Below are 25,126 nucleotides of genomic sequence, written 5' to 3' on the forward strand. Positions count from 1 at the left end.
GCGCATGCTGGAACTCAATGTTGAACTTGGTGAGCGCAGTTATCCTATATTCATTGGTAGCAATCTATTAACTGATAGTCAGCGACTTCGCCAATATGTCGGCAATCGTAGGCCTGTGATTGTTACCAATGAAACCATCGCTCCTCTTTACCTCGACACTGTCACCGCTGCGTTAGACTCTCTATCCCCTTTGGTGTTTGTAATGCCTGATGGTGAGCAGTACAAAACCTTAGAATGGTTTGAGCGCATCAATGCATTTTTACTTGAGAATAATTGTGGTCGAGATACCTGCCTAGTGGCGCTAGGCGGCGGTGTAATTGGCGATCTCACAGGCTTTGTGGCTGCGTGTTACCAGCGTGGTGTGCCGTTTATTCAAATTCCAACGACGCTACTGTCACAAGTTGACTCTTCTGTGGGTGGCAAAACAGCAGTGAACCATCCGCTGGGTAAAAACATGATTGGCGCGTTTTATCAGCCGCGAGCCGTGTTTATCGATACTGATGTTCTGGCGACTTTACCAGGTAAAGAATTTGCTGCTGGCATGGCTGAAGTGATCAAGTATGGTCTTATTTATGACACTGAGCTATTTGCTTCTTTAGAAGAGCAAGTGGATGCGATTAAGTCTTTGTACCCTGAACTTTTGCCGCAGATTATTTATCGTTGTTGTGCCATCAAAGCCGAAATCGTCGCCCAAGACGAAAAAGAGTCGGGGATACGTGCGTTGCTTAATTTGGGGCACACTTTTGGTCATGCGATTGAAGCGCAAATGGGTTATGGCCAGTGGTTGCATGGTGAGGCTGTAGCAACGGGTATGGTGTTGGCTGCTAAACTAGCGACCATGCGCGGCAATTTAAGCAATCAAGAATTGGCTCGTGTCGTGTCAATAATCGAGGCATACGAGTTGCCGACAGAGTTTCCACAAGAAATGACATTTGCGCAATTTATGACGCACATGCGTAAGGACAAAAAGAATAAAGCTGGACGCATCCGTTTTATTCTACCAACAGAGTTTGGTCGTTGTGCGTTGGTTGATGATGTATCTGAGGATGAGCTACAGAGCTTGCTCGCACACTAATGCAATCGCAAATTCTTCCTTCACGTGAGGCACTCGCAAAGCGAATTGCCCTCCAGTTTAGTTATGGTCAGAATCTAATCCACCTAGTTGCTGGATCAGGATATGGTAAGAGCTATCTACTTGAGCACTTTGTAACAGACCACTACGAGAGTTTTAACAAAGCTTACGTGCACGCCAAGGCGTCGAGTCAAGATGCTGATATTCAAACATATTTGTTAGAGCATAGTTTCTCTTACCCTTTAATCGATGTGTCTTTATCGCTACGGGAAAATTTTCTACGTTTGCTTCAAGAGCAGGGCGAGCGTGAACTCCTTTGGGTAATCGACAATGCAAAGCAGCTATCTGAGGAGTTATTAGCTGAACTCGAATGGCTTGCACAACATGCACCATGCACACTTTATATTTTGTGCGCATCATCCCAAAGTGGTTTGTTAAGTAGCGCAATTGATATTCACCTTGAACCATTGCCTTATGCAGAGAGCTTGCGGTTACTGAGTTATTTTTATGCCAATCTGCCACATAGAGAAGACCCTGTCTTTGCTGAATTCTTAAAAGAGTGCAACGGAAATCCGGCATTATTACTGCAATGGCAGCAGCGCGAACAGCAGATGCCCAAAGTTGAGCGCAAAAGACAAAAGGGCATTTGGCTAATTCTTGGCAGTGTGTTGCTTTTAATAGTGTTGCTTGGTGCCTTGTATCAATATCAGCAGCCACAAGCCTCTATGTTATTGCCAGAGTCTTCTCTAGAGCCTCAACTTGTACAGATCACTCAAGCTGTAGACAGTGATGTGAACATTGATACGTCTGCTGACTCGCCCCAGGAAGTCGAGGATGTGTCGCCAGAGCCCAATGAAGTGCAGCTTATCTTGCCTGACTCAGAACTCAGCGGCTCACCAGAACAAGCACTTCCAGCAGCGGATGTGGTAGACACATCAAAGCAAGCAGAGGCTGTAATCGACACAACTAAACAGGAATTGCCTGCACTTGAATTAGCGTCTGAAAAAGATTCCGAAACACTACTTTTGACACAGCCTGAGGCACAAGTTGAACCTGATAGCACCCCAGCCTTTGACCATGCATGGTACCTCGCTCAAAGTGATGAACAATGGCTTTGGCAGTTGACGATTATGTCGAAGGAACAGCAGATTGAAGACTTTATAAAACGTTTTGATGTTGCTGAAAATACCAAGCACTATTTTCGCGCAGACAAAGGCTGGCATGTGCTTACGTGGTCAGTGCTTGGAGATAGAGAATCAATCCAACAACAGCGCGACGAAATTACATCTAAAATACCTGGTGTGGAGCCGTACGCTAAGCAAATTAGCCAGATAAAAGCTGAGATAAACTCGCAACCCGCCACACAAATGCGGTAGAATTTGGCACCGGCTTAGGTTAAGCATACTAAGAACAATACCTAGAAACGAGCTAAGAAGAATTGATGCAGAAGAAAACCCGTGCTTTCCTAAAATGGGCGGGCGGAAAATACAGCTTGGTAGAAGATATTTCCAAGCGCTTGAACCAAGCCCAAGAGCTAACAGGGAGCACAGCATCTACCCTTGTTGAGCCTTTTGTAGGCGCCGGTTCCGTATTTTTGAATACGGACTTCGAGCACTATGTTCTGAACGACATCAACGCCGATCTGATTAATCTGTATAAAGAATTAGCCCATGCGCCTGATGAGTTTATTAGTGATGCGCGTAAGCTCTTTACTCAAATCAATAATGACCCGGATATCTACTACGGTTTACGCACTCGCTTTAATGAAAGCCGCGATGCTTATGAGCGCGCAATTCTTTTCTTATACATGAATCGCCATGGCTATAATGGCTTATGCCGCTATAACCTAAAAGGCATCTTTAACGTGCCATTTGGGAAATATAAAAAGCCTTACTTTCCTGAACATGAGATGTACTTTTTTGCGCAAAAAGCGCAACGTGCAACCTTTACATGCCAAAGTTACAAAGACGTTTTTACTTCACTGCCAAATGATGCTGTTGTGTATTGCGACCCGCCATATGTCCCTTTGAGTAAAACTGCATCTTTTACTAGTTATGCTAAAGGCGGCTTTAACCTTGACGATCAAGCAAACCTTGCCAATTTAGCCGAGCAGGCAGCGGGTGAGCAAAATACGTCAGTCCTTATCTCTAACCATGATACCGTGTGGACGCGCAAGATTTACGAGCAAGCTGACATAGATGTGCTTGCAGTAAAACGTACGATAAGTCCTAAAGGAAACGGTCGAAATAAGGTGAATGAGTTGATGGCGATGTATTTATCAGGCCGGAATTACAAATTGAACTAGGGCGTACACCGCCAATACAAAAAGCACAAAAAATACGATAGCTATGGCAATGATGGCGATTGGGTTGTGGTGAGTAAAGTCGTGCTCTCGTTTAGCGTTACTCTGCACGCCAAAGAACGCGGCGATAACGGCTTGAACTTGAGACCACATTTAGAGAAATTAGTAACCGCTGCTAGAGAATTGACGAGCGTTTTTCTTGCTGTCGTCACGGCTGAGTAATTCTAACAAATCTAAGTAATGAAATTGTGCGCTGCGGCTATCACCAGTAAACCAAGCTAACCACGACTGTTTAGCTTGTTGGTTACCACATTGAACATTATGCTCGCTTTGGTAGGATACGTTGCTTACAGAGCACTCACAGGAAGAGGTTGTATTTGCAGAAGAGTTTCCTTGGATGCTATAGGCACCAAAACCTAGGGCTAACGCAGTAACGCTACCCAGTAACATGTGTTTTCTCATTCCTAACAACATATCCCTCTCCATTCCTTAAGCACTCCCTTAAGCTTACGCAAAATTGGTCAAAAAAACAACTGAACTTTTGGGGACAATCTCAAGCATTTCTTTAAAAATAATGGTGTTATGTTTAATTAATGTTAAGTTTTTGGTTGTAAGCTGCTGTTTATAAATAACTGTTGAAGTCTTACTTGTACGACCGCACAGTTGCGTGTTTTTTTGATACAGTATAGACCCCGTTCAAAGGAGTAATGTAATGAAAGAGTACCTTATCGCGCCATCGATTCTGTCGGCAGACTTTGCGCGCTTGGGCGAAGATGTTGAACGCGTGATTGCTGCAGGTGCAGACGTCGTGCATTTTGATGTTATGGACAACCATTATGTTCCCAATCTCACTTTTGGGCCCATGGTGTGTAAAGCGTTAAGAGATTACGGTATAACGGCGCCGATTGATGTGCACTTGATGGTCAAGCCGGTTGATTCTCTAGTGCCTGAGTTTGCCAAGGCGGGTGCCAGCATCATTACTTTCCACCCAGAAGCTAGCGAGCATGTTGACCGCACTTTGGGTTTAATTAAAGAACATGGTTGCCAAGCTGGTTTAGTATTTAATCCAGCTACGCCATTGCATGTTTTGGAGCATGTAATTGATAAACTCGATGTCATCCTGTTGATGTCGGTGAACCCTGGTTTTGGTGGACAGAGCTTTATTCCTCATACCCTAGAAAAGCTAAAACAAGTGCGCAAAATCATCGACGAAAGCGGCCGAGATATCCGTTTAGAAGTAGATGGTGGTGTGAAAGTCGATAACATCGCTGAAATTGCAGCTGCAGGAGCCGATATGTTTGTTGCGGGCTCGGCTATTTTTAATCAGCCAGATTACCAAGTGGTTGTGGAGCAAATGCGCGCAGAACTGGCGAAGGTTGCACAGTGAAGTACGAGGCAATTTTATTTGATTTAGATGGCACGTTAGTAGATAGCGTGCCTGATATGTATATCGCGACAAACCTGATGCTCACTGACTTGGCTCGCCCAATCATCTCTCACTCGATGGTGAGTCAGTTTGTTGGCAATGGTATTGAACAACTTGTGGTTCGTGCGCTAAGTGGTGATATGCAGGCTAATCCGATGTTAAGCGATGCCGAAATCAAGCGTGCTACCGAACTATTCTATGGGCATTATCACGAAGTCATTGGCCAATCGAGCGGCTTATACCCTCATGTTTTAACGGTGTTGGCGGCGTTTGCGCAAACTCCTAAGGCGGTAGTGACGAACAAAGCGCGCCGATTCACCGTAGAGTTACTTGAGAAAATGAACCTAAGCGCGCATTTCCAAGTACTGGTATGTGGTGATGATGGTGCGAAGAAACCTTCTGCTGAGCCTATTTTAAATGCGTGTCAGCAATTAGGTGTTGAGCCTTCAAAATGCTTAATGGTGGGGGATTCAAAATCAGATATTTTGGCCGCTCAGGCCGCCAACGTCGATTGCCTCGCATTAACCTGCGGATACAACCAAGGTGAGGACCTAAAGCAGTACAATCCGCAGTACCTCTGTGGCCAATTCTTAGATATAATCACGGCCATTAATTAATAAGTAATAAAGGAACATCATGAGTAAACCAGTAGTGTTAAGCGGCATTCAGCCAACAGGTGGTATGACAATCGGCAATTATGTTGGCGCCATTAACCAGTGGCTTAGTTTGCAAGAACATCATGAAAGTTACTTTATGCTCGTTGATTTGCACGCAATCACTATTCGTCAAGAGCCAGAAGTGCTTCGCTCTCGCGTGTTAGATGGTGTTGCACTGTATGCCGCCTGTGGTATCGACCCAGAGAAAGCAGCCTTGTTTGTACAGTCACAAGTACCTGAGCATGCTCAGCTTGCTTGGGTACTAAACTGCTATGCGCAAATGGGTGAGCTCAACCGTATGACTCAGTTTAAGGACAAGTCATCTAAGCACGCCAACAACGTCAACGTTGGTTTGTTTGCATACCCAGTTTTGCAAGCGGCAGACATCTTACTTTATCAAGCAGATCAAGTGCCTGTTGGTGAAGATCAGAAGCAACACTTGGAATTAACTCGTGACATCGCGACTCGTTTTAACAACTTATATGGCGAGGTGTTCAAACTGCCTGAGCCGTATATTCCTGAGTTTGGTGCCCGTGTGATGAGTCTTCAAGATCCACTGAAGAAAATGTCTAAGTCTGACGACAATCCAAATGGTTACATCATGTTGCTTGATGAACCGAAGAAGATTGAGAAAAAACTTAAAAAGGCTGTGACCGACTCAGACGAGCAAGCACGTATCTATTTTGACCGTGAAGAAAAGCCGGGTGTTTCAAATTTACTTACGCTTCTTTCAGTGGCGACCAAGCGTTCTATTGATGAGCTTGTACCTGAGTATGAAGATAAAATGTATGGCCATTTGAAAAAGGACACCGCGGACGCAGTGGTAGCGATGATCGAACCAATTCAACAACGATTTGCAGAGATCCGTGCCGATCAAGCTTTGCTGGATCAGATCATGGCCTCAGGTGCTGAAAAAGCGCGCGCGAAAGCAGAGCCAACATTAAAGGCTGTGTATGACGCGTTGGGATTTATTCCTCGCCGATAGTATCAGGCTGAGCTAACTAACTCCGAAAGCCAAGCTTAGCTTGGCTTTTTATTGGAAGATTCCATGTTATTGATGATCGACAACTACGACTCATTCACCTTTAACCTGGTGCAGTATTTCCAGCGTCTGGACCAAGATGTTTTGGTCAAACGCAATGACGAGCTCGACGTTGAACAAATAAAACAGTTAAAGCCAGAGCATATTGTTTTGTCGCCAGGTCCATGCAGCCCAAATGAAGCGGGCATTTGTTTGGACGTGGTGCGCCGTTACCAAGGTGAAATTCCTATTTTAGGTGTATGCTTGGGGCATCAAACCATTGCTCAAGCATTGGGTGCTAAAGTAGTAAGAGCAAAACACGTAATGCATGGTAAAACCTCTTGGATACACACTTCAGACAAAGGCGTATTTGCGGGGCTGCCAAACAAAATTGAAGTATGTCGCTACCATTCGTTGGTAGTTGACCCTGAAACACTGCCATCGTGTTTGCAAGTGACTGCTTGGACAGAGAATTATGACGGCACAATGGATGAAATCATGGGTTTGGTTCATACTTCAAAGGCGTTAGAGGGGATTCAGTTCCACCCAGAAGCGATTCTCACCGAGCATGGATTGGACATGTTACAACATTTTATAGACAGATATTAACGACCTTGGCATGGCGACCAAAGAAGAGCAAATACGACAGCGAGTGAATGCCCTAGAGCAGCGATTTAACGATTTATTGCTGGGGCATAGTTTTGCCCAGCAACAACTCGGCTTTATCAAAACCTTCGATTCTGAATCGGACGCATCATTAAAGCAGCGCACTTTACTGGCAGTAGAACAAGCGGCACAATCCAAACGTAATCAAGAAACGTCAAAACAGTTGCAGTTTAGAGCTAAAGTAAGTACAAACTTACATGCAGTGATAGATAATGCCATTACCGCGCAACTTGAGGATTTGGATAATCTCTATTGTGAAGTGCTCGGTATTCAAGATGCGGTACCTGCAATGATTGATATTTTAGCTGCTCGAGCTGCCAATATTAGTCGTTTAGAGCCGCTGGTGAATGACTTGAGTTGGCTAGGTCGAGAATTAGTTGCTTTAGTGAATCTCCCGCAATACCGTCAGGAACGTAACACTCGAGCAGTTAAAATCGACACTCCTGCGCTAGCACTGCGTTATCTGGGGTTAGACAACCTCAAGCTCACGGTCCCCACTTTTGCCATGCGTCATTGGCTACCCCATAGCACAGAGCCTTTTAGTTTACTTAAACGAAAACTTAGAGAATCAGCCATGACTCGGGCTATCGCTGCACATGAACTGGCAATTGCTAAAGAGCAAAATGGCTTTTCTGCCTATATAGGTGCCTTATTTATGGAGTTGGGTAAAGTGGCGCTGGCGCGATTATACCTGCGTATTTTCCAACAAATTTGGCAGCGTAAGGTGCGCCTTGCGCGCGAAGAAGGCAACAAAGCTTTGCATGATGCATTAATCGGTATAGAGCCTGATCCTCTGTACTTGCGCAATTTGTTTGTTGAGCGTTCGATGGAAGTGACGCGCCGACTTGTGGAAAAGATGGAGTTTCGTTATCTCCCTCTTAATGCCTTGTTGGATGACATCGCCTTGGCTGAGCCCTATTTACACTCAGATGCTGCGAAAACAATTGTCCAAGCAAGTTGCTTCAGTCAATGTTTAATGCTCAAAGAGCACCAACTAATAGAAGCCGATGAACAAGCGCTGTGGTTTAAGTATGTAGGCCTAGAAGAAGAGCACGTTAAGCTGCTTGAAAATGCCAATTTAACCAGCCTCGCTCTGAAAATTGATGCAAATTAAGCGGCAACTGAAAATTTTTTGTAAATTTTTTTGCGTATATTCATTCAAATAGCCAACGTCGATGGTCTTCACAGCCAATACAGGCCTGCGAGGGTTCTTTGGTGTTGGCGATAAAATAGTTATTCACTCAGGGTGAAAATCTACCCTCAATCCCTTTATTTACGCGGTCTACATGAAAGCTTTGCATGAGACTTCGCCGTGATTTTCTGAAATAATGCTGCAATCCAAGTAGTGCTACTGCCACGTTATCCGTGGTTTTTACAGTGTTAACCTAGTGCAACCCAACGCCACTTCTTCACATCCAAGTGGTTGGGTGTCACTCTCACAGAGCTACCTAGTGTTAACCAGACTCAATGAGGAATGAAAATGACAGTTAATCGCGCTTTATTTGATGAAGTAATGGTTCCTAACTACAACCCTTCAGAGGTTATTCCGGTACGCGGCGAAGGCGCACGCGTTTGGGATCAGCAAGGAAAAGAATATATCGATTTTGCCGGTGGTATTGCGGTTAACTGTTTAGGTCATTGTCACCCAGCCCTTGTTGCTGCGCTTAAAGAGCAGGGTGAGAAAATTTGGCACCTATCGAATATTTGGGCGAATGAGCCTGCATTACGTCTAGCTAAGAAAATGACTGATGCAACATTTGCTGAGCAAGTGTATTTCGCGAACTCAGGTGCGGAAGCCAACGAAGCGGCTCTTAAGCTTGCACGACGTTGGGCGCTTGATAACTACGGTGCACAAAAGTCGAAAATTATCGCGTTCAATAAGGGTTTCCATGGCCGTACATTCTTCACAGTAACTGTGGGTGGTCAGGCTGCGTATTCTGACGGTTTCGGTCCAAAGCCGGGCGATATTGTGCACTGTGATTACAACGACTTAGAGGCCTTTAAAGCCCTTATCGACGACAATACATGTGCCGTTATGATGGAACCTTTGCAAGGTGAAGGCGGTATTATTTCTCCAGAAGCGGACTTTGTGAAAGCGGTTCGTGAATTATGTGACAAGCACAACGCACTTCTTATCTTTGATGAAGTACAAACTGGTGTAGGTCGTACAGGTGAACTGTATGCATACCAAGGTTTAGGTGTTACGCCAGACATCATGAGCTCAGCAAAGGCGCTTGGCGGCGGTTTTCCTATCGGTGCAATGCTAACAACCAAAGAGATTGCTAAACACCTTAAGCCAGGTACTCATGGTTCAACTTATGGCGGTAACCCGCTTGCATGTGCGGTTGCTGAAGCGGCATTTGACACTATAAATGATCAAGCAGTGCTTGATGGTGTCAAAGAAAGAGAAGCGTTATTCAAACAACTACTTAATGACATCAATGCCAAATACGATGTGTTTAGTGAAGTACGTGGTAAAGGTTTGCTAATCGGTGCGGTAGTGAATGAAAAATTCAAAGGTCGTGCACGTGATTTCTTAAATGCGAGCATGGAACACGGTCTTATGTCTCTCGTTGCTGGTGCTGATGTTGTTCGCTTTACGCCATCATTGGTGATTTCTGAAGAAGAAATCCGTGAAGGTATGGCGCGCTTTGAAAAAGCGGTAGCAAGCTTAGTTTAAGGACTTGGCTAAACGCCTTTTTAGCATTATTTGGGAAGCTTGATGTCTGCATTGCACACACAAGCTTCTAATTGATTTAACTTTTAGGGAGTAAGCGGATCTATGATGATTCTTCGCCCAATCCGACAAGATGATTTCCAAGAACTGCTCGTTATTGCAGAAGAGTCGGGTCATGGATTTACCTCGTTACCTTTAAACGAGGAATTACTGCGCAATAAGATTGAGCGCTCGGTAGAATCATTTTCAAAACCCACTGCTAAAGCGGGTGATGAAGGTTATTTGTTTGTTCTCGAAGACAGTGAAAGCGGCGAAATCGCAGGTACCTGTGGTATCGAAGCAGCGGTGGGTTTAGATGATGCGTTTTATCATTATCACCTATCAAAAGTGATTCATTCTTCACGTACACTAGGTGTTTATAAAGCCGTTGATATTCTTACTCTGTGTAACGACTATACAGGTGCAACAGAGCTTTGTACTTTGTTCCTAAAAGAAAAATTCCGCCAAAAGTTTAATGGCAAGTTGCTCTCTAAGTCGCGCTTTTTGTTCATCAATCAGCATCGTGAGCGTTTTGCGCCGACGGTTATTGCGGAAATGCGTGGCGTGTCGGACGAAAATGGCAACAGTCCATTTTGGCAGTGGCTTGAAGAGCACTTCTTCTCGATGGACTTTCCAACGGCGGATTACCTCACGGGTATTGGCCAAAAGGTGTTTATTGCCGAGTTGATGCCGAAATACCCAATTTACGTCAACCTGCTAAGTAAAGAAGCGCAGCAGGTCGTGGGTGAAGTGCACGCAAATACTCGCCCTGCGATTGAGCTACTTAAAAGCGAAGGTTTTACCTTTAACGGCTATGTCGACATTTTTGACGCTGGCCCAACGGTTGAAGCCAAGGTTGATAACATTCGCACAGTGATGAACAGCGGTATGCGTACTGTGGTGATTGGTGATGCTCAAGGAGAGACTCCATTGATGGTTGCTAATCAGTCAATTGCAGATTATCGCGCAATAGTTGTTGAAACCAGCACTGATTGCCATGACGATACGACGATTATTTTAAGCCAGCATGTTGCTGATGCCCTGAAAGTGAAAGAGGGTGACAGCGTGTGTGTGGCAGCATTATAAGGAGCCATGATTATGACTCACCAAGCACAATTTATTAATGGCCAATGGCTTGCAGGTGAAGGGCACAGCTTTCATTCTGTGAACCCAGCTAACAACGATGTTATCTGGCAAGCAAACACCGCCTCAGCAGAGCAGGTGAACCTCGCTGTAAATGCTGCACGCGAAGCGTTTATCCCATGGTCTGATAAGTCATTCGAAGAGCGTCTAGAGATTGTGAAGGCTTTCGCTGAGCAACTTAAAGAAAACTCTGAAGAGTTAGCCGTACTTATCGCACAAGAGACTGGCAAGCCTTTGTGGGAAACCCGCACTGAGGCAGGCGCTATGGTAGGTAAAATCGCTATCTCAGAAAAGGCGTACCTTGAGCGCACTGGCACTGTTGAAAATGCGATGCCTGTTGGCAAAGCCGTTATTCGCCACCGCGCTCATGGTGTGGTTGCCGTGTTTGGCCCGTATAATTTCCCAGGCCACTTACCGAATGGTCACATTGTGCCAGCATTACTGGCAGGTAACACCGTAGTCTTTAAGCCTTCGGAGTTGACGCCAGCGGTTGCTGAATTCACGTTGAAAATGTGGCAACAAGCGGGTCTTCCTCAAGGTGTGATTAACCTAGTTCAAGGTGAAGTAGAAACAGGTAAAGCTCTTGCTTCACACCGTGATATCGATGGTCTGTTCTTCACTGGCTCATCACGCACAGGTCATATTCTTCATGAACAGTATGCAGGTCAACCGGGTAAAATCTTGGCGCTGGAAATGGGCGGTAATAACCCATTGATCGTTAAAGATGTATCTGATGTTAAAGCAACAGTTCACGATATTATCCAGTCGGCATTTATTTCCAGCGGTCAGCGTTGTACTTGCGCACGTAAACTGTTTTTACCTGCCGGCGAGCGTGGCGATGCAATTCTTGCTCAGCTTATTACAGCCACCAAGAACATCAAAGTGGATGTATACGATGCGCAAGAGCAGCCATTTATGGGTTCAATGATTTCTGAAGCAGCAGCCAAAGGCATGGTTGCGGCACAGCAGCAATTAATTGACTTAGGCGCGCTGTCGCTTGTTGAGCTAACGCACACGCAAGGCACAGGCTTTGTGACTCCGGGGATCATTGAGTGTACTGAAGTGGCTAACTTCCCAGATGAAGAACACTTTGGTCCGCTACTTAAGGTTTTCCGTTACACCGATTTTGACGCGGCTATCAAATTAGCGAATGACACTGCATTTGGTTTGTCAGCGGGTCTACTGGGTGATAATGAGGCTGACTACGAATATTTCCTACGCCGTATTCGCGCCGGTATTGTAAACTGGAACCGTCCAATTACTGGGGCGTCTAGTGCTGCACCATTTGGTGGTATCGGTGCATCTGGTAACCATCGTGCAAGTGCTTACTATGCCGCAGATTACTGCGCATACCCAGTGGCATCGGTTGAATTAGAGCAGGTGACTTTACCTGCCACATTGAGTCCGGGCTTGAGTTTAGACTGAGCGCGTGACGTCAAGACCTAGAAAAGCAGCTTCGGCTGCTTTTTTTGCCCCTTTAGTTTGGCTAGCAATTAGGCTCGCTTTCTGCTTAAATCTATTAAGTATTCTAAGAAGTTAAGGTGTTTCATGGTACTCGATAGGCAAGGTTATGATGATCTCATCATGCACCTGACGCAAAATTTGGCATTGTTCGAAAAACCAGGCGTTGTAGAGCCAAATGCGCCCACAGTAATGGAGCTTATCGAAGATGTGATAGCAGAGCACGTGATGCTTATTTGCCAGCAACACAGCGAATTAGATACCGATCAGCGCAGTCAAATTGTGCGTGAAGTTGATGGTATTGTTTACGATTTGCAAGAAGTGCTTAGCTCGGTCGTGAATCACCCCGTCACCAAAGAGCAGCGCGAATTTATTGATGAGTTCGCGGGCTTAATCAAAAACTTATTCGACAATGCCGTCGCCAATTTAGCCTAACCTAGTATATAAACCTCGAAAGTAATAACTAATTGCTAGTTTGATTCGCAAAGCTGCTGATTTACAATCGCGTTGAATCAAATAAAAACAACGAGGTTAACATGCAAGCGAAAGTAAAATGGGTTGAAGGCGATACCTTTATCGGCACATCACATTCTGGTCACAATGTGGTTTTCGACACGGGTAGCGACAGCAAAGCTCCTTCTCCTATGGAAATGGTACTCATGTCAGCAGGCGCATGTTCATCTGTGGACGTTGTAAGTATCCTGCAAAAAGCGCGTCAACAAGTAAAAGATGTGCAAGTTGAGCTTACTGGTGAGCGTGCAGAAACAGTCCCTCGCGTGTTCACAAAAATTAATCTTCACTTTATTGTCAAAGGCTTAGGCGTTAGTGAAAAGCACGTAGAACGCGCAGTTTCGCTGTCTGCAGACAAATACTGTTCGGTTGCTTTGATGCTGGAAAAAGGTGTTGAAATCACCCATAGTTTTGAAGTGCAAGAAATCGCTTAAAAAGTACTTTTTTGAGGGACCAAATTAGGCTAAAATCCGCGCTCTTTTTAAAGTCCGTTGTGGCTTTTGTGACTAAGTTGAGGTTGGTTTACAGTGAACAAGCCCTTTGACAAAATTAAGCTTCATGGTTTCAATAACTTAACTAAGAGCTTAAGTTTTAGTATTTACGACATTTGCTACGCGAAAACGGAGCAACAACGTAAAGAATACATTGAATACATCGATGAGCAATATAGCGCTGATCGTCTTACTGATATCCTAGGTGAAGTAGTAGACATCATTGGTGCAAATATACTTAATGTTGCTCGCCAGGATTACGACCCGCAAGGGGCGAGTGTAACGATTCTGATTTCTGAAGAGCCAGTGGACGAGCAGAGCTTCGATAGCGAAGAAACGCCAGGACCATTGCCAGAGTCTGTTGTTGCACACCTCGATAAGAGTCACATTTGTGTGCACACATATCCTGAATCACACCCGCATGATGGCATTTGTACGTTCCGTGCTGATATTGAAGTATCAACATGTGGCATCATCTCACCATTGAAAGCGTTGAACTTCCTAATTCACTCACTTGAGTCAGACGTGGTAACGATTGATTACCGTGTACGTGGCTTTACTCGTGATGTGAATGGTGTGAAACATTACATCGATCATGCTATCAACTCTATTCAGAACTATATGACTGAAGATACACAAGAGTTGTATCAAATGATGGATGTGAACGTGTATCAGGAAAACCTGTTCCACACTAAAATGATGCTTAAAGAGACAGACCTAAACGCTTACTTGTTTGGTGTGACGACGGATGAACTTGCTGAATCTGAGCAAGAAGAAATTCGTGAGCGTCTAAACCGTGAAATCCAAGAGATTTTCTACGGCCGCAACCTACCAGAAGCTTAATTCCTCAAGCTTCTGTTTTAGCGCCAATTAGATTGGTAAATCAGTTGGCGCTAAATGCTCTAAAGCCCGCTTTTTAACAAGCAACTCTTTGATTAGTGGCGTTAACAATAATTCCATCGCTAGGCCCATTTTGCCGCCGGGTACCACAAGCGTGTTCATACGCGACATGAAACTGCCATCGATCATCTGCAAGAAATAGGGAAAGTCGACATTGTCGATACCGCGAAAGCGGATCACCACAAAGCTCTCATCTAAAGACGGAATATCCTTCGCACTAAACGGGTTTGAGGTGTCTACCGTAGGCACGCGCTGAAAGTTGATGTGTGTGCGTGAAAACTGCGGGGTAATGTGGTTGATGTAGTCATCCATACTGCGGACGATGGAGTCCATGACCGCTTCACGTGAATGGCCACGCTCAGACGTATCGCGAATAAGCTTTTGTATCCACTCAAGGTTAATGATGGGTACCATGCCTATTAGCAAATCAACATGCTTAGCGACATCGTGCTCCTCATCAACTACGCCACCGTGAAGCCCTTCATAGAACATTAAATCCGTACCTGAGTCCAAATCTTGCCAAGGGGTGAAAGTGCCTGGTAATTGGTTATAGGGGACAGCTTCGTCGAAGGTGTGTAGGTAGCGGCGTATTTTTCCACTACCGGTTTCACTGTAATTGCTAAAAAGCTCTTCTAGGGCGCCAAAGTCATTCGCTTCACGACCAAAGTAGCTGATATGTCGACCTTGCTGCTGTGCTTCACGAATCTTTTTATCCATTTCTGGACGAGTGTAACGGTGAAAGCTATCACCCTCGATGAAGGCCGCATTGATATCTAAACTGCGAAAAATATGCTTTATCGCGTTAGTGGTCGTTGTGGTGCCTGCACCTGATGAACCTGTAATGGCTACTATGGGGTGTTTTGCCGACATAAGTTTAATCGTTTGTTAATTCAAATACCCTTTATAAAGGTCGGCAGGTGTTAAATCAAGTGGCGGGCCGGGTGTTGACAGCTCCTCTTTTGTAACCAGAGATGGGAATATATTGCTAATAAAGCGCGCTAACCTATGAAACTCGCGTCGATAAGCGAAAGCGTTTACACTGGCAACAGGTAAATTCTAAAAAATAATAATAATGAAAAAGCAAAATATGCTCGTTGCGGTGTGGTTCGCAGCGTTAGCCAATACAGCGTTTGCGCAAAGCCAAATCTTTCTACTACAGCAAGGTGCAGACAAGGGGTTGCGTGTTGACGCAGTGAGTGAAGCTGGAGCTTACAGCAATCAGCCTGTAATTACCGATAAGGGCGTCTATTACAGTTATGAGATAGGCGAGGCGGAGTCAGCGCAAAAAGACATCTTTTTCTATGACTTTGCTTCGGGCAAGCGTACAAACATTACTAATACAGCTCAGTACAGCGAGTATTCACCCACGCTGATTCCCAGTAACGATGCATTATCAGCGGTCGTGGTTGAGCCTGATGGCGCGCAAAAACTTTGGCGATATGCGTTATCCGGTGCGGATAAGCCAATGCGTCTGGTGGATAATGCGCTTACCGTAGGTTACCACGCATGGGGGCCAAATAACGATCTTATGGTCTTTGCCTTGGGAGAGCCTCATCAAGCCATGTACTTTACTGTGCAAGCTCCAAACGACGTAAAGCACGTATCGGATAACCCTGGGCGGACGTTTGCTTATAGCTCGCTGCTCAATGGTTTCACTTTTATTCAAGCCGAGCAAAACTGGCTGAGTCGCTTTAACCCACAAAATCAAGAGGTCACTCAACTATTCCGTTTGCCTCAAGATGTACAAGACTATACGTGGGTGGAAGATGGCACCATCGCCTATGCTTCCCATGGCCGTATTTATCAAAAACAACTGCAAAGCGCGAAGCCTGCGAAGCTTTGGCATGATCTCAGTACGTACTGTGATGGCCAGATCACCCGCCTTAGTTATCTAAAAGATGATGATAAGTTGGCGTTTGTGTGTGAGATGAACGACTCGTCAGAGTAAGCTCTATCCCGAGGGCTAATGGCGCTCGACAAAACGCTGCCAATGGCACTGCGGATTTATGACCCGCACACCTTTGACTATTTTTTGCAATAGCCGTAAATCTTCAAAGGTGTCGTGGGGATAGTCTTTTAGCCCCATCAAATAATGAAAGCCATCTTTGCTGTTAAGTTGCATCGCGCTGATACGGGTGAATTGCTCAAAGTTGAGTCGTAAGCTGCTCAATGCTGTTTTATGACCATATTGGTCAACAGTCGGCAGTTGGCACTTTTGCATATAACCTGCACGATCGCCTTCGCCAGAAAACCAAATGCGCGCTTTTTCACTGTATCGCCCTGATTTTGATGGTAAATCGAAAAGTAGTCGGGTGTGGGAGTGCTGCTCTAGAAAGGCCAGATAGTCAGTTAAACCCATGTTGAATAACTGCGGGTGAATAGGGATTTTTCGGGGCTTTATCTTGCCATGAGTATATAAATGAAAATACGGAACACTGGTGTTTACGTTGACGTCTGAGAGCTCAAGACACCCTAGCTCATCACTGAAGCCACCTGTGTAGTAGGCCAACAAGGGAAGCCAAAAATGCCAATGCTTGGGCTGCTCGCGAGGAATTTTTTCATCACCGAAGACATACCCTGAAAACAGGGTATGTAACTCCATACTCGAAAATGGGCGTCGGCCTAAATGGGTTTTCACAGTGGTTAATCAGTAAAAGCATTGATCAGCGATTTCGCCGATAACTCCGTACACACTTGTTGATCCCAGTTGATGCCGACCATGACATTGTCTTCCATCAGCTGTGGGGCAAAATCTTCGATGACTTCATCCAGTGGCATATCAACAGGCTCAAAACCTTGCCAATCTCCGACACACTGAGCTGCAGCCAGTTCTTGTGAGTGCCACAGTAAAAGTACATCTTGTTGCTCATCGTATGACGAGGACACCGACGCGACGCCGCCATCGTCCGACGCTAAGAGCCATACGACTTTGGTTTTCTCCACATGTTCACAGAACACGTCCCATTGCGATTCGATATCGATATCTTGTTCATTCATCACGGTTAGCCTTGTCTCGGATCTGTGCTCTGCGCCCATGGTGTTTGCTGATATTGCTGCAAAAACACTTGTAGCGCAGGGTAAGCACTGAGGTCAGCGATTTCTCTAAATGATAGCCAATCCACCAAACAGAATAGACTTATGAGAAGGTAATCATGCTGGATTTGTTCAACTTGTTTATTGAGCGCTTCAAGGCACGAGGCGATGCGTTTCTTTTGTAGGCTGAAAAATAAGTTCTCTGAGTCAATGTCTAGGCCTGAGCGCTGGCTGAGTAAGAGCTCCACACCTGAGTCATTAGCAGCATTGATTGTGGTCAGTAGATTCTTTTCGTTCCAATCTAACGGTGTTAAACCTCGTTGCTCAGTGATGTACTCAAAAACCACGTTGGAATCTAATATGACTTGCTCGCCATCGACTAAAAACGGGATCTTCGCTACTGGGCTGTAGGAGAGCAGTTTTTCACGCCCTTCGGGTGAGAAAATATCGATATGCTCGTAAGGAATATTTAGACTGTGTTGCTCGCACAACATGCGTAAACGACGAGCGTATGGAGATGTGTTGGAACCGAACAATTGCATTGCCAAACCTGCCATATTCTGAACTCTGAATTGAGAGCTTCAACATAACAGGCTTTGAGGTCAATGCAACTGAAATTTAAAGGAATTAATCGCTGCGGCTAGTTACTTCAAGAAGGTGGTAACCGAATTGTGTTTGCACAGGTCCTTGCACGACATTTAATGGTGCTGAAAAAACCACTTTATCGAACTCTGGCACCATCATACCAGGGCCAAACTCGCCTAGCGCACCGCCGTCCTGTGAACTTGGACATAACGAATGTCTTTTTGCTAATTCTGCGAAGTCAGCACCTTGTTCTATTTGTTCCTTGAGGTCGAGGCACAATGCCTCATTGTCTACCAGTATGTGTCGCGCACTCGCTAAAGCCATACTTCACTCCATTTAATCATTGTTATTAATACTGCAATACGAATTGTCCCTCGAAATGAGGGACAACTTTAAGTTTAGTCAAAGATTGAGGTTTGTCATTTTAGCGCTAGCTCAACGGCGCTGATCATTTCATCTGACATAGGTTTAGTACGGCTGTTAAAGCGCGTTACCTCCTTGCGGTCCTTAGAAACAAGATATTTATAAAAATTCCATTTCGGTGAGCTGGTTTGCTCGTTTAGATATTTAAATATAGGGTGAGCGTCATCGCCTCTCACACTTGCTGGCGAGAGCATAGTAAAGGTCACACCATAATTGATGAAACACACTTTGGCTGTGTCTTTTTCTTCATCTTCTTCTTGGAAAAAATCGTTTGAAGGCACCCCGATAACCACCAATCCTTGGTCTTTGTATTTTTTGTGCAGTTCTTCAAGCTCTTTGAATTGAGGCGTAAAGCCGCAGTTGCTGGCGGTATTAACGATTAAAAGAGGAGAGTCTTTGAACTCACACAGGTTAATGGTTTCGTCTGAGCGTAGTTTTCTCACGTCGACATTGGTGAAATCGTCGCATTGTTGCGCAAAAGCGGGTGTTGCGAAGCTGGCGCTCAGTAACGCTAATGCAGGAAATATCGCCTTAATCATTTTTGCTCTCTTTTTAATTGTTTAGAGTCATTACTACGTTATTATCACAACAAGTGATCAACTACTATTTTAGCCAGTTATGTTTGAAAAAGCCCAGCTTCATGATTTACCCGATATTGTAGCCATTTATAATCAAACAATCCCGAGCCGCATGGTGACAGCTGATACAGAGACTGTGACTGTAGAGTCGCGCAGAGAATGGTTTTTGTCGCATCATGACGCCCGCCCCATTTATGTTTACAAAGAACAAGGTCGCGTTGTGGGATGGGTGAGCTTTAAATCGTTTTACGGTCGCCCTGCTTACGATCAAACGGTCGAAGTAGCGATTTACCTGTGCGAGACAGTGCGTGGTAAAGGGCTAGGAAAACAAAGTGTGCAGTTTGTTGAGCACGAAGCACAACGTTTGGGGATAACGACCTTGTTGGCGTTTATTTTTAGCCACAATACAGTGAGCTTGAAACTATTCAAAAGTGCCGGCTTTAGTCATTGGGGAGAGTTGCCGAATGTCGCGAAGATGGATGGTCAATTATACAGTTTGACCATCCTAGGTAAGTCACTTGTGTTGACTAGTTAGTTCTCTTCGCAAATGGGGTGCCCATGCGCGTGACTGCCTCTGGCACTTCAGAGTCAAGGAAGTCAGCTTGATTCGCACCCCAAGCCAATACAACCGTTGAGCCCAATTTAAAACGGCCCATCTCTTCACCTTTTTTCAGATGAATTGCACGATCGCCAGTGGTTGGATAGTCCCAACTAAATACGTCTTTACCCGCTGGTGGCGTGACTGTGCCAGCCCAAACAGTCTCAATGCTGGCAACAATCGTGGCGCCCACAAGGACCATAGCAAGCGGGCCCATATCGGTGTCGAAAATAGCCACTACACGCTCGTTACGAGCAAAAAGGTTCGGTACGTTTTGTGCGGTCAGTGGGTTCACTGAGAACAAGTCGCCCGGCACGTAAATCATGCGTGTTAATGTACCATCAACAGGCATGTGAATACGGTGGTAGTCCTTAGGTGCAAGGTAAATAGTGGCAAACTTACCACCTAGAAAAGGTTCCGCATCTTGTGCTTTACCGCCAAGCAAGGCTTCGAGACTGTAGTAGTGACCTTTAGCTTGTACCAATTGACCATCAAGAATGTCACCTAATTGGCTAATCGCACCATCCACGGGATGAGCAACGATGTTTTCTTCTTCGGCAAGCTGGCGGATACCAGGCTTGAGTGGACGAGTGAAGAACTCATTAAAAGTAGCGTAATGCTCAGGAGCCTCATGCAGTGCTTCGCTCATATCAATTTTGTATTGTTTGATAAACAACTTGATGAGCGCAGTTGTTAGCTTGCCTGCTTTTGCTGCCGCTAGCTTTCCTACAAGACGAGAAACGCCATGTTTTGGTAGAGCATATTGAAACGCAATCTTTACTTTATCTAAGTTCACAGTGTAATTCTCAAAATATATTTTATGACTATAAGGGTCTGTTTAATCGGCAGTTTACTTTATGTGCTTATTAAACACGAGGGTTTCGAGCCCCAGCTCGGCCGTCTGCCATAGATTCGATAATACGGTGGTAGTTGTCAAAGCGAAACTCGGCGATATCACCGTTTTCAACTGCTTCACGTAACAAGCAACCAGGGTCATCTAGGTGCTTGCAGTCTCTAAATTTACAGCCACCTAAGAATTGGCGGAACTCTTTGAAACACCAAGCCACGCGCTCAGGTTCAAGGTGCCACAAACCAAACTCCCGGATCCCTGGAGAGTCAATCAAGTTACCGCCGCTTGGCAAGTGATGCAGACGAGATACGGTGGTGGTGTGTTGACCTAAACCACTATTAGACGACACCTCTTGTGTGAGGATTTCCGCGTCAGGTAGTAGGGAATTGACCAGACTTGATTTGCCCACACCACTTTGACCCACAAAGATACTGTTTTTACCTACCAATTTTTCTTTGATAGTCTCCATGCCCTCACCACTGTGGCTACTGACAAGGTGGATATCGTAGCCGAGTTCATGATACTCAGCCAAGATTTCAACAAACATGTCACGGTCTTCGTCATCTAACATGTCTATTTTATTGAGTAGTAACACAGGTGGGATCCCCATGTCTTCACAGGCAACGATATAACGGTCGATGATTTGTGTACTGAACTCTGGCACCACCGCGGATACCATCAGAATTTGGTCGATGTTGGCAGCAACAACTTTTACACCGTCATAGAAATCAGGGCGAGTTAGCTGCGAACGGCGTTCTTCGACTAGTTCAACGACACCCGCGATATCGCCATCGCTGACATTGGCGCGACGGAATAAAACTTCATCACCACACACTAAGCTCCCCACTGTTCGACGGATATTACAGCGCAGTACATCTCCGTCAGGGGTTTCTATATCGGCATGTTGTCCAAAGCGACTGACCACAACTCCGGGTTCTTGATTTCCAAGATTATCAGAGTCGAACTCAGTTTGAGGTGTGTTGTCAGTTGGGCTTTCTTTGGCGCGTTGTAAGCGCTTTTCATGGTTCGCTCGAATGCGTCGAGTTTGGCCTTTGGACAGTTTTTTCTTTTTTGCCACGCGGTCTCTGTATTTAGCTAAGTTAAAGCTCGTAAAAAAGCTTTAGGTCTATGAGGTAAGCTAATATGATATATGTTATTGCGTTAAACCGAAAGTAAAGCAAAGGTTGGGTTGATATGGCTGTGAATGAAACAAACTTAGTGTGGTTAGATTTGGAAATGACAGGCTTAGACCCTGAACAGGATCGTATTTTAGAGATTGCCACCATAGTGACTGACAGTGAACTCAATATTCTTGCTCAAGGTCCGGTGATTGCTATTCATCAAAGTGATGAGTTACTTGACTCGATGGATGAGTGGTGCACTAACCAACATGGTAAATCAGGTTTAACGGCGCGCGTCAAAGCCAGTACGGTGAGTGAGCAAGAAGCAATGGCTGAAACCATCGCCTTTTTGCAGCAGTGGGTTCCAAAAGGGGCGTCGCCTTTGTGTGGCAACTCGATTGGCCAAGACCGTCGTTTCTTAGTGCGCTACATGCTAGAGCTAGACAATTACTTCCATTATCGCAGCATTGATGTGAGCACGATTAAAGAGCTTGCACGTCGCTGGCACCCTGAGGTTTTAACCAAGGTCAAAAAGCAAGGATCACATCTTGCGCTGGACGATATTAAGGATTCCATCATGGAATTGCAGGTTTATCGTACAGAAATCTTCAAAATTTAAAAAAATGCCAAAAAAGGGCTTGCAAAGAGGGGGCAATATTGTAGAATCCTGCCCCGCTTAAGACGAACAGCAACGCTCAAGTTTTATGCACCTATAAAGCAGCACTCGCTCAGCTGCTAAATTGCGAAGCCGCGACCTCAAGGTTGCGACCAGCGATAAAAAACGAGCATTTTATGAAGCGGCACTAGCTCAGCTGGTAGAGCGCGACCTTGCCAAGGTCGAGGTCACGAGTTCGAACCTCGTGTGCCGCTCCAAACTTTCAATAGTTTGCTCAACTGTTGGATTTTATTTTTCGAGTAACCTATGAAGCAGCGCTAGCTCAGCTGCTAAATTGCGAAGCCGCGACCTCAAGGTTGCGACCAGCGATAAAAAAAAGAGCGACCTATGAAGCGGCACTAGCTCAGCTGGTAGAGCGCGACCTTGCCAAGGTCGAGGTCACGAGTTCGAACCTCGTGTGCCGCTCCAAACTTTCAATAGTTTGCTCAACTGTTGAATTTTATTTTTCGAGTAACTTGTGAAGCAGTACTAGCTCAGCTGCTAAATTGCGAAGCCGCGACCTTAAGGTTGCGACCAGCGATAAAACTAAGAGCGACCTATGAAGCGGCACTAGCTCAGCTGGTAGAGCGCGACCTTGCCAAGGTCGAGGTCACGAGTTCGAACCTCGTGTGCCGCTCCAACTCTCTATAATTACACTCCAAAGCCAATCTACAGAACTATTCTTTCGTACCTCTATTGGGTTCAAGCGTTTGATTATGTTATTTTTTTTACCTATTTAGTCGCGCTAAGCTAAGCTTTACCTAGTTATTCATTATCAAGGTGTTAGCGAATGCGTAGTCAGCCTTTAGCTAAAAAATTACTGCTCGCCAGTTGCGGTGCTCTCTTTCTTGCGGTGACTTTATTAATCGGCATTTTATGGTGGCAACTGGAAGCCAGTAATGACGAAGCAATGAAGCAAGCAAATGCCCTCATCAGTGCTGAGGTTGAGCAAAAGCTGCTAGCTAAGGCGGGTCAAGATGGTGAAAAAATTCTTGGCTTGATCAATGAAGCTTATCGCATTCCTTACACTATGGCTGGCATTTTGGGGCGCACGCAAAGCGATCCGTTGTCACGAGATGATATTGAGGCAATCAATCATGCAGTGCTCACTCAAAACACCATAGTTTCATCGATTTATTCTCAGTTTGAAGACAATGCTTATGATGGCGCGGATGATCAGTATTTATCCGGCTACCAACATTCAGTTCCAGGGCATGGCTCTTTAGAAATCTACATGGTGCGAAATGCTGATGGCTCCATCGAGCAGCAAGTTGTCGAAGATGCAGATGAAAAGCATGTGGCAACCGTCAATGACATGGGGATTCGTGAAGCAGAGTGGTATTTGTGTGCCATCGATACGAAAAAACCTTGTCTGATGGAACCTTACCTCTACGAAATTTCTCCGGGTAACTCGGAAATGATGACTTCTCTCACGGCGCCTATCTTAGCCAATGGTCAATCAATCGGGGTTGCGGGTATCGATTTAAACCTCCCTATTTTTCAGAAAGTCACCGAAGAACTGTCGTCGGCCTTATATCAAGGCAATGCGAAAGTCTCCCTGATCAGTGCCAGAGGCTTGATTGTGGGTAGCAGCCACTATAAGGCTGATTTGGGCAAAGCGCTTTCCGGCGTTGTAGATGCTGCTGTTTGGCAGCAAATCGACAGCGCTAGGAATGTCGATGTATCGCAAATTGGAGGTCGATTTGTAGTGAGCTACCCAATTAAAGTGAAACTCGCTGAGTCAACATGGAAACTTGTGATAGAGGTGCCTGAAGAATTGGCCATGGCGGGGGCGCGACAGTTGCAAACAAATCTTATCGACAACGCCTATGAATTAAAAACAGTACTCATTATTGTCGCTTTAGTTGTGCTAACAGCGGCCACAGCGATGATGTATTTGCTCACGCGTACGATTGTTAAACCCATAGAGCAAATCAGGCTTCGTATGGAAAATCTTGCCAGTTCCGAGGGGGATTTAACGCAATCACTGCACGTAGACACTCATGCTGAGCTCATCGCGCTTGGGAATGGGTTTAATGCTTTTATCGATAAGTTGCGGGCGTTGATAGCACAGTTGAAGCAATTGTCTGAGCGCACCATGGGGCAAGCGAATACAGCCTCAGATGTGGCCGTACACACCCAAGAAAACGTAGAGCGCCAGTTCAGCGAAATTGAAAGTGTTGTCACCGCAATGAATGAGATGAGCTCCACAGCCCTAGAGGTTGCTCGTGCGTCTGAGCAATCGGCGCAACAAACTGAAGAAATTAATCGCTTGGTGCAAGTTAGCGAACGTAGCCTCTCACAAGCGGTTGAGCAGGTGCAAACCATGTCTTCGGAAATTAATGATGCTAACGACGCGGTTTCTAAAGTTGCTTCTCGCAGTAATGACATTAACCAAATTCTCGATGTGATCAGAACCATTGCCGAGCAAACTAATCTGTTGGCGCTAAACGCTGCGATTGAAGCCGCACGTGCAGGTGAACAAGGGCGAGGATTTGCGGTGGTTGCGGATGAAGTAAGAGCCTTAGCCTCGAAGACCCGTGCTTCCACGGACGATATTAGCGACCTCATTACCCGGTTGCAGCAAGAAGTAAGCAGTGCGTCTGGCATTATCGAGCAGGGAGTGTCGCGCGCAGGTGATGCCGTTGCACAAACCTCGAGCGCGTTTGAAGCGTTGCACGAAGTGGTCGAAAAAGTAAATGAAATCACGAATCAGGTAACGCACATCGCTACGGCCGCAGAAGAGCAAAGCTCGGTAACCGAGGAAATAAACCGTAATCTCACGATGATTTCTGATGCCGCATCGCATTTGGCTGATTTATCAAAACAAACCGGTAATGGTTCAAGAGAATTGATTCAGCTGGTGCAAGAGCAAGATGCGCAATTGAGCCGGTTGAAGACTTAATTCTAGGGTGGGGA

Annotated in this window: 28 protein-coding genes and 3 tRNA genes; 21 read left to right on the forward strand and 10 right to left on the reverse strand. The window is 45.5% G+C overall.

The window, feature by feature from the left end; translation table 11 throughout:
* The first annotated feature begins 4 nt into the window (after nt 1-4).
* The 3 genes from aroB (at nt 5) to V1358_RS11160 (ending at nt 3,377) form a co-directional block, all read left to right on the forward strand.
* A complete protein-coding gene (gene aroB / locus V1358_RS11150; RefSeq protein WP_347393585.1) occupies nt 5-1,075 on the forward strand; it encodes a 3-dehydroquinate synthase in 1,071 nt (356 codons plus the stop codon).
* On the forward strand, nt 1,075-2,448 hold the full coding sequence (locus tag V1358_RS11155) for an AAA family ATPase (RefSeq protein WP_347393586.1): 1,374 nt from the start codon (nt 1,075-1,077) through the stop codon (nt 2,446-2,448). The genes aroB and V1358_RS11155 overlap by 1 nt, the downstream gene beginning before the upstream one ends.
* Before the next feature lie 65 nt (nt 2,449-2,513).
* The gene (locus V1358_RS11160; RefSeq protein WP_347391204.1) at nt 2,514-3,377 is read left to right on the forward strand and encodes a Dam family site-specific DNA-(adenine-N6)-methyltransferase; all 864 of its coding nucleotides are present in this window, start codon (nt 2,514-2,516) and stop codon (nt 3,375-3,377) included.
* Here the strand turns inward: V1358_RS11160 and V1358_RS11165 are convergent.
* Together V1358_RS11165 and V1358_RS11170 are read right to left on the reverse strand one after the other, a co-directional pair.
* The gene (locus V1358_RS11165; protein WP_347391203.1) at nt 3,351-3,527 is read right to left on the reverse strand and encodes a DUF2970 domain-containing protein; all 177 of its coding nucleotides are present in this window, start codon (nt 3,525-3,527) and stop codon (nt 3,351-3,353) included. The genes V1358_RS11160 and V1358_RS11165 overlap by 27 nt on opposite strands.
* A gap of 9 nt (nt 3,528-3,536) precedes the next feature.
* Nucleotides 3,537-3,848 carry a hypothetical protein gene (locus V1358_RS11170; protein ID WP_347391202.1) on the reverse strand — a complete coding sequence of 104 codons (312 nt, stop codon included), beginning with the start codon at nt 3,846-3,848 and terminating at the stop codon, nt 3,537-3,539.
* A gap of 238 nt (nt 3,849-4,086) precedes the next feature.
* On the opposite strand from V1358_RS11170, the gene rpe reads away from it, so the two are divergent.
* From rpe to speD, 11 genes are all read left to right on the forward strand, one after another.
* Nucleotides 4,087-4,761, forward strand: coding sequence for a ribulose-phosphate 3-epimerase (rpe, locus tag V1358_RS11175; protein WP_347393587.1), 675 nt, complete (start codon nt 4,087-4,089; stop codon nt 4,759-4,761).
* Nucleotides 4,758-5,417 (forward strand): HAD-IA family hydrolase, encoded by a 660-nt coding sequence (locus V1358_RS11180; protein WP_347391200.1) that lies wholly within the window; start codon nt 4,758-4,760, stop codon nt 5,415-5,417. Before rpe ends, V1358_RS11180 begins: the two co-directional genes overlap by 4 nt.
* Before the next feature lie 19 nt (nt 5,418-5,436).
* Nucleotides 5,437-6,441, forward strand: coding sequence for a tryptophan--tRNA ligase (gene trpS / locus V1358_RS11185; protein ID WP_347391199.1), 1,005 nt, complete (start codon nt 5,437-5,439; stop codon nt 6,439-6,441).
* A gap of 63 nt (nt 6,442-6,504) precedes the next feature.
* The gene (locus V1358_RS11190) at nt 6,505-7,086 is read left to right on the forward strand and encodes an anthranilate synthase component II (protein ID WP_347393588.1); all 582 of its coding nucleotides are present in this window, start codon (nt 6,505-6,507) and stop codon (nt 7,084-7,086) included.
* A gap of 10 nt (nt 7,087-7,096) precedes the next feature.
* On the forward strand, nt 7,097-8,257 hold the full coding sequence (locus V1358_RS11195) for an HDOD domain-containing protein (protein ID WP_347391197.1): 1,161 nt from the start codon (nt 7,097-7,099) through the stop codon (nt 8,255-8,257).
* A gap of 366 nt (nt 8,258-8,623) precedes the next feature.
* The gene (locus V1358_RS11200; protein WP_347391196.1) at nt 8,624-9,823 is read left to right on the forward strand and encodes an aspartate aminotransferase family protein; all 1,200 of its coding nucleotides are present in this window, start codon (nt 8,624-8,626) and stop codon (nt 9,821-9,823) included.
* Between the two features lie 102 nt (nt 9,824-9,925).
* Nucleotides 9,926-10,945: an arginine N-succinyltransferase gene (gene astA, locus V1358_RS11205; RefSeq protein WP_347393589.1), complete on the forward strand. Its 1,020-nt coding sequence runs from the start codon at nt 9,926-9,928 to the stop codon at nt 10,943-10,945.
* Nucleotides 10,946-10,957: 12 nt separating this feature from the next.
* Nucleotides 10,958-12,427, forward strand: a complete 1,470-nt coding sequence (gene astD / locus V1358_RS11210; RefSeq protein WP_347393590.1) for a succinylglutamate-semialdehyde dehydrogenase — start codon at nt 10,958-10,960, stop codon at nt 12,425-12,427.
* A 123-nt stretch (nt 12,428-12,550) separates the two neighbouring features.
* Entirely contained in the window at nt 12,551-12,898 is a 348-nt protein-coding gene (locus tag V1358_RS11215) for a DUF3802 family protein (protein ID WP_347391193.1), read from the forward strand.
* Between the two features lie 101 nt (nt 12,899-12,999).
* Nucleotides 13,000-13,407: an OsmC family protein gene (locus tag V1358_RS11220; RefSeq protein WP_347391192.1), complete on the forward strand. Its 408-nt coding sequence runs from the start codon at nt 13,000-13,002 to the stop codon at nt 13,405-13,407.
* A gap of 93 nt (nt 13,408-13,500) precedes the next feature.
* Nucleotides 13,501-14,307 carry an adenosylmethionine decarboxylase gene (gene speD / locus V1358_RS11225; protein WP_347391191.1) on the forward strand — a complete coding sequence of 269 codons (807 nt, stop codon included), beginning with the start codon at nt 13,501-13,503 and terminating at the stop codon, nt 14,305-14,307.
* Between the two features lie 27 nt (nt 14,308-14,334).
* On the opposite strand, the gene V1358_RS11230 is transcribed toward speD, so the two are convergent.
* Nucleotides 14,335-15,234, reverse strand: coding sequence for a phosphoribulokinase (locus tag V1358_RS11230; protein WP_347393591.1), 900 nt, complete (start codon nt 15,232-15,234; stop codon nt 14,335-14,337).
* Nucleotides 15,235-15,436: 202 nt separating this feature from the next.
* Between V1358_RS11230 and V1358_RS11235 the strand changes: the two genes are divergently transcribed.
* Nucleotides 15,437-16,312, forward strand: coding sequence for a TolB-like translocation protein (locus tag V1358_RS11235; protein ID WP_347393592.1), 876 nt, complete (start codon nt 15,437-15,439; stop codon nt 16,310-16,312).
* 15 nt (nt 16,313-16,327) lie between these two features.
* Here the strand turns inward: V1358_RS11235 and V1358_RS11240 are convergent, their stop codons facing one another.
* The 5 genes from V1358_RS11240 to V1358_RS11260 all read right to left on the reverse strand — a co-directional run bounded on the left by V1358_RS11240 (nt 16,328) and on the right by V1358_RS11260 (nt 18,944).
* A complete protein-coding gene (locus tag V1358_RS11240) occupies nt 16,328-17,002 on the reverse strand; it encodes a site-specific integrase (RefSeq protein WP_347393593.1) in 675 nt (224 codons plus the stop codon).
* 5 nt (nt 17,003-17,007) lie between these two features.
* On the reverse strand, nt 17,008-17,361 hold the full coding sequence (locus tag V1358_RS11245; protein WP_347393594.1) for a DUF2750 domain-containing protein: 354 nt from the start codon (nt 17,359-17,361) through the stop codon (nt 17,008-17,010).
* A 5-nt stretch (nt 17,362-17,366) separates the two neighbouring features.
* The gene (locus tag V1358_RS11250; protein ID WP_347391186.1) at nt 17,367-17,954 is read right to left on the reverse strand and encodes a glutathione S-transferase family protein; all 588 of its coding nucleotides are present in this window, start codon (nt 17,952-17,954) and stop codon (nt 17,367-17,369) included.
* 70 nt (nt 17,955-18,024) lie between these two features.
* The gene (locus V1358_RS11255) at nt 18,025-18,306 is read right to left on the reverse strand and encodes a peptidylprolyl isomerase (RefSeq protein ID WP_347391185.1); all 282 of its coding nucleotides are present in this window, start codon (nt 18,304-18,306) and stop codon (nt 18,025-18,027) included.
* A gap of 95 nt (nt 18,307-18,401) precedes the next feature.
* Nucleotides 18,402-18,944, reverse strand: coding sequence for a glutathione peroxidase (locus V1358_RS11260; RefSeq protein WP_347393595.1), 543 nt, complete (start codon nt 18,942-18,944; stop codon nt 18,402-18,404).
* 79 nt (nt 18,945-19,023) lie between these two features.
* Between V1358_RS11260 and V1358_RS11265 the strand changes: the two genes are divergently transcribed.
* Nucleotides 19,024-19,518 carry a GNAT family N-acetyltransferase gene (locus V1358_RS11265; RefSeq protein ID WP_347391183.1) on the forward strand — a complete coding sequence of 165 codons (495 nt, stop codon included), beginning with the start codon at nt 19,024-19,026 and terminating at the stop codon, nt 19,516-19,518.
* Here the strand turns inward: V1358_RS11265 and asd are convergent.
* Entirely contained in the window at nt 19,511-20,377 is an 867-nt protein-coding gene (asd, locus tag V1358_RS11270; RefSeq protein ID WP_347393596.1) for an archaetidylserine decarboxylase, read from the reverse strand. The two genes, V1358_RS11265 and asd, sit on opposite strands and share 8 nt — an antisense overlap.
* Before the next feature lie 70 nt (nt 20,378-20,447).
* Nucleotides 20,448-21,509 carry a small ribosomal subunit biogenesis GTPase RsgA gene (gene rsgA, locus V1358_RS11275; RefSeq protein WP_347393597.1) on the reverse strand — a complete coding sequence of 354 codons (1,062 nt, stop codon included), beginning with the start codon at nt 21,507-21,509 and terminating at the stop codon, nt 20,448-20,450.
* Nucleotides 21,510-21,625: 116 nt separating this feature from the next.
* On the opposite strand from rsgA, the gene orn reads away from it, so the two are divergent.
* From orn to V1358_RS11300, 5 genes are all read left to right on the forward strand, one after another.
* The gene (orn, locus tag V1358_RS11280; RefSeq protein ID WP_347393598.1) at nt 21,626-22,171 is read left to right on the forward strand and encodes an oligoribonuclease; all 546 of its coding nucleotides are present in this window, start codon (nt 21,626-21,628) and stop codon (nt 22,169-22,171) included.
* 178 nt (nt 22,172-22,349) lie between these two features.
* Nucleotides 22,350-22,425, forward strand: a tRNA-Gly gene (locus tag V1358_RS11285).
* A gap of 135 nt (nt 22,426-22,560) precedes the next feature.
* A tRNA-Gly gene (locus tag V1358_RS11290) sits at nt 22,561-22,636 on the forward strand.
* 135 nt (nt 22,637-22,771) lie between these two features.
* A tRNA-Gly gene (locus V1358_RS11295) sits at nt 22,772-22,847 on the forward strand.
* Nucleotides 22,848-22,997: 150 nt separating this feature from the next.
* Entirely contained in the window at nt 22,998-25,112 is a 2,115-nt protein-coding gene (locus tag V1358_RS11300) for a methyl-accepting chemotaxis protein (RefSeq protein ID WP_347391179.1), read from the forward strand.
* Nucleotides 25,113-25,126 lie beyond the last annotated feature (14 nt).

Source organism: Pseudoalteromonas pernae (assembly GCF_039831865.1).
Taxonomy (GTDB): Bacteria; Pseudomonadota; Gammaproteobacteria; order Enterobacterales; family Alteromonadaceae; genus Pseudoalteromonas; species Pseudoalteromonas pernae.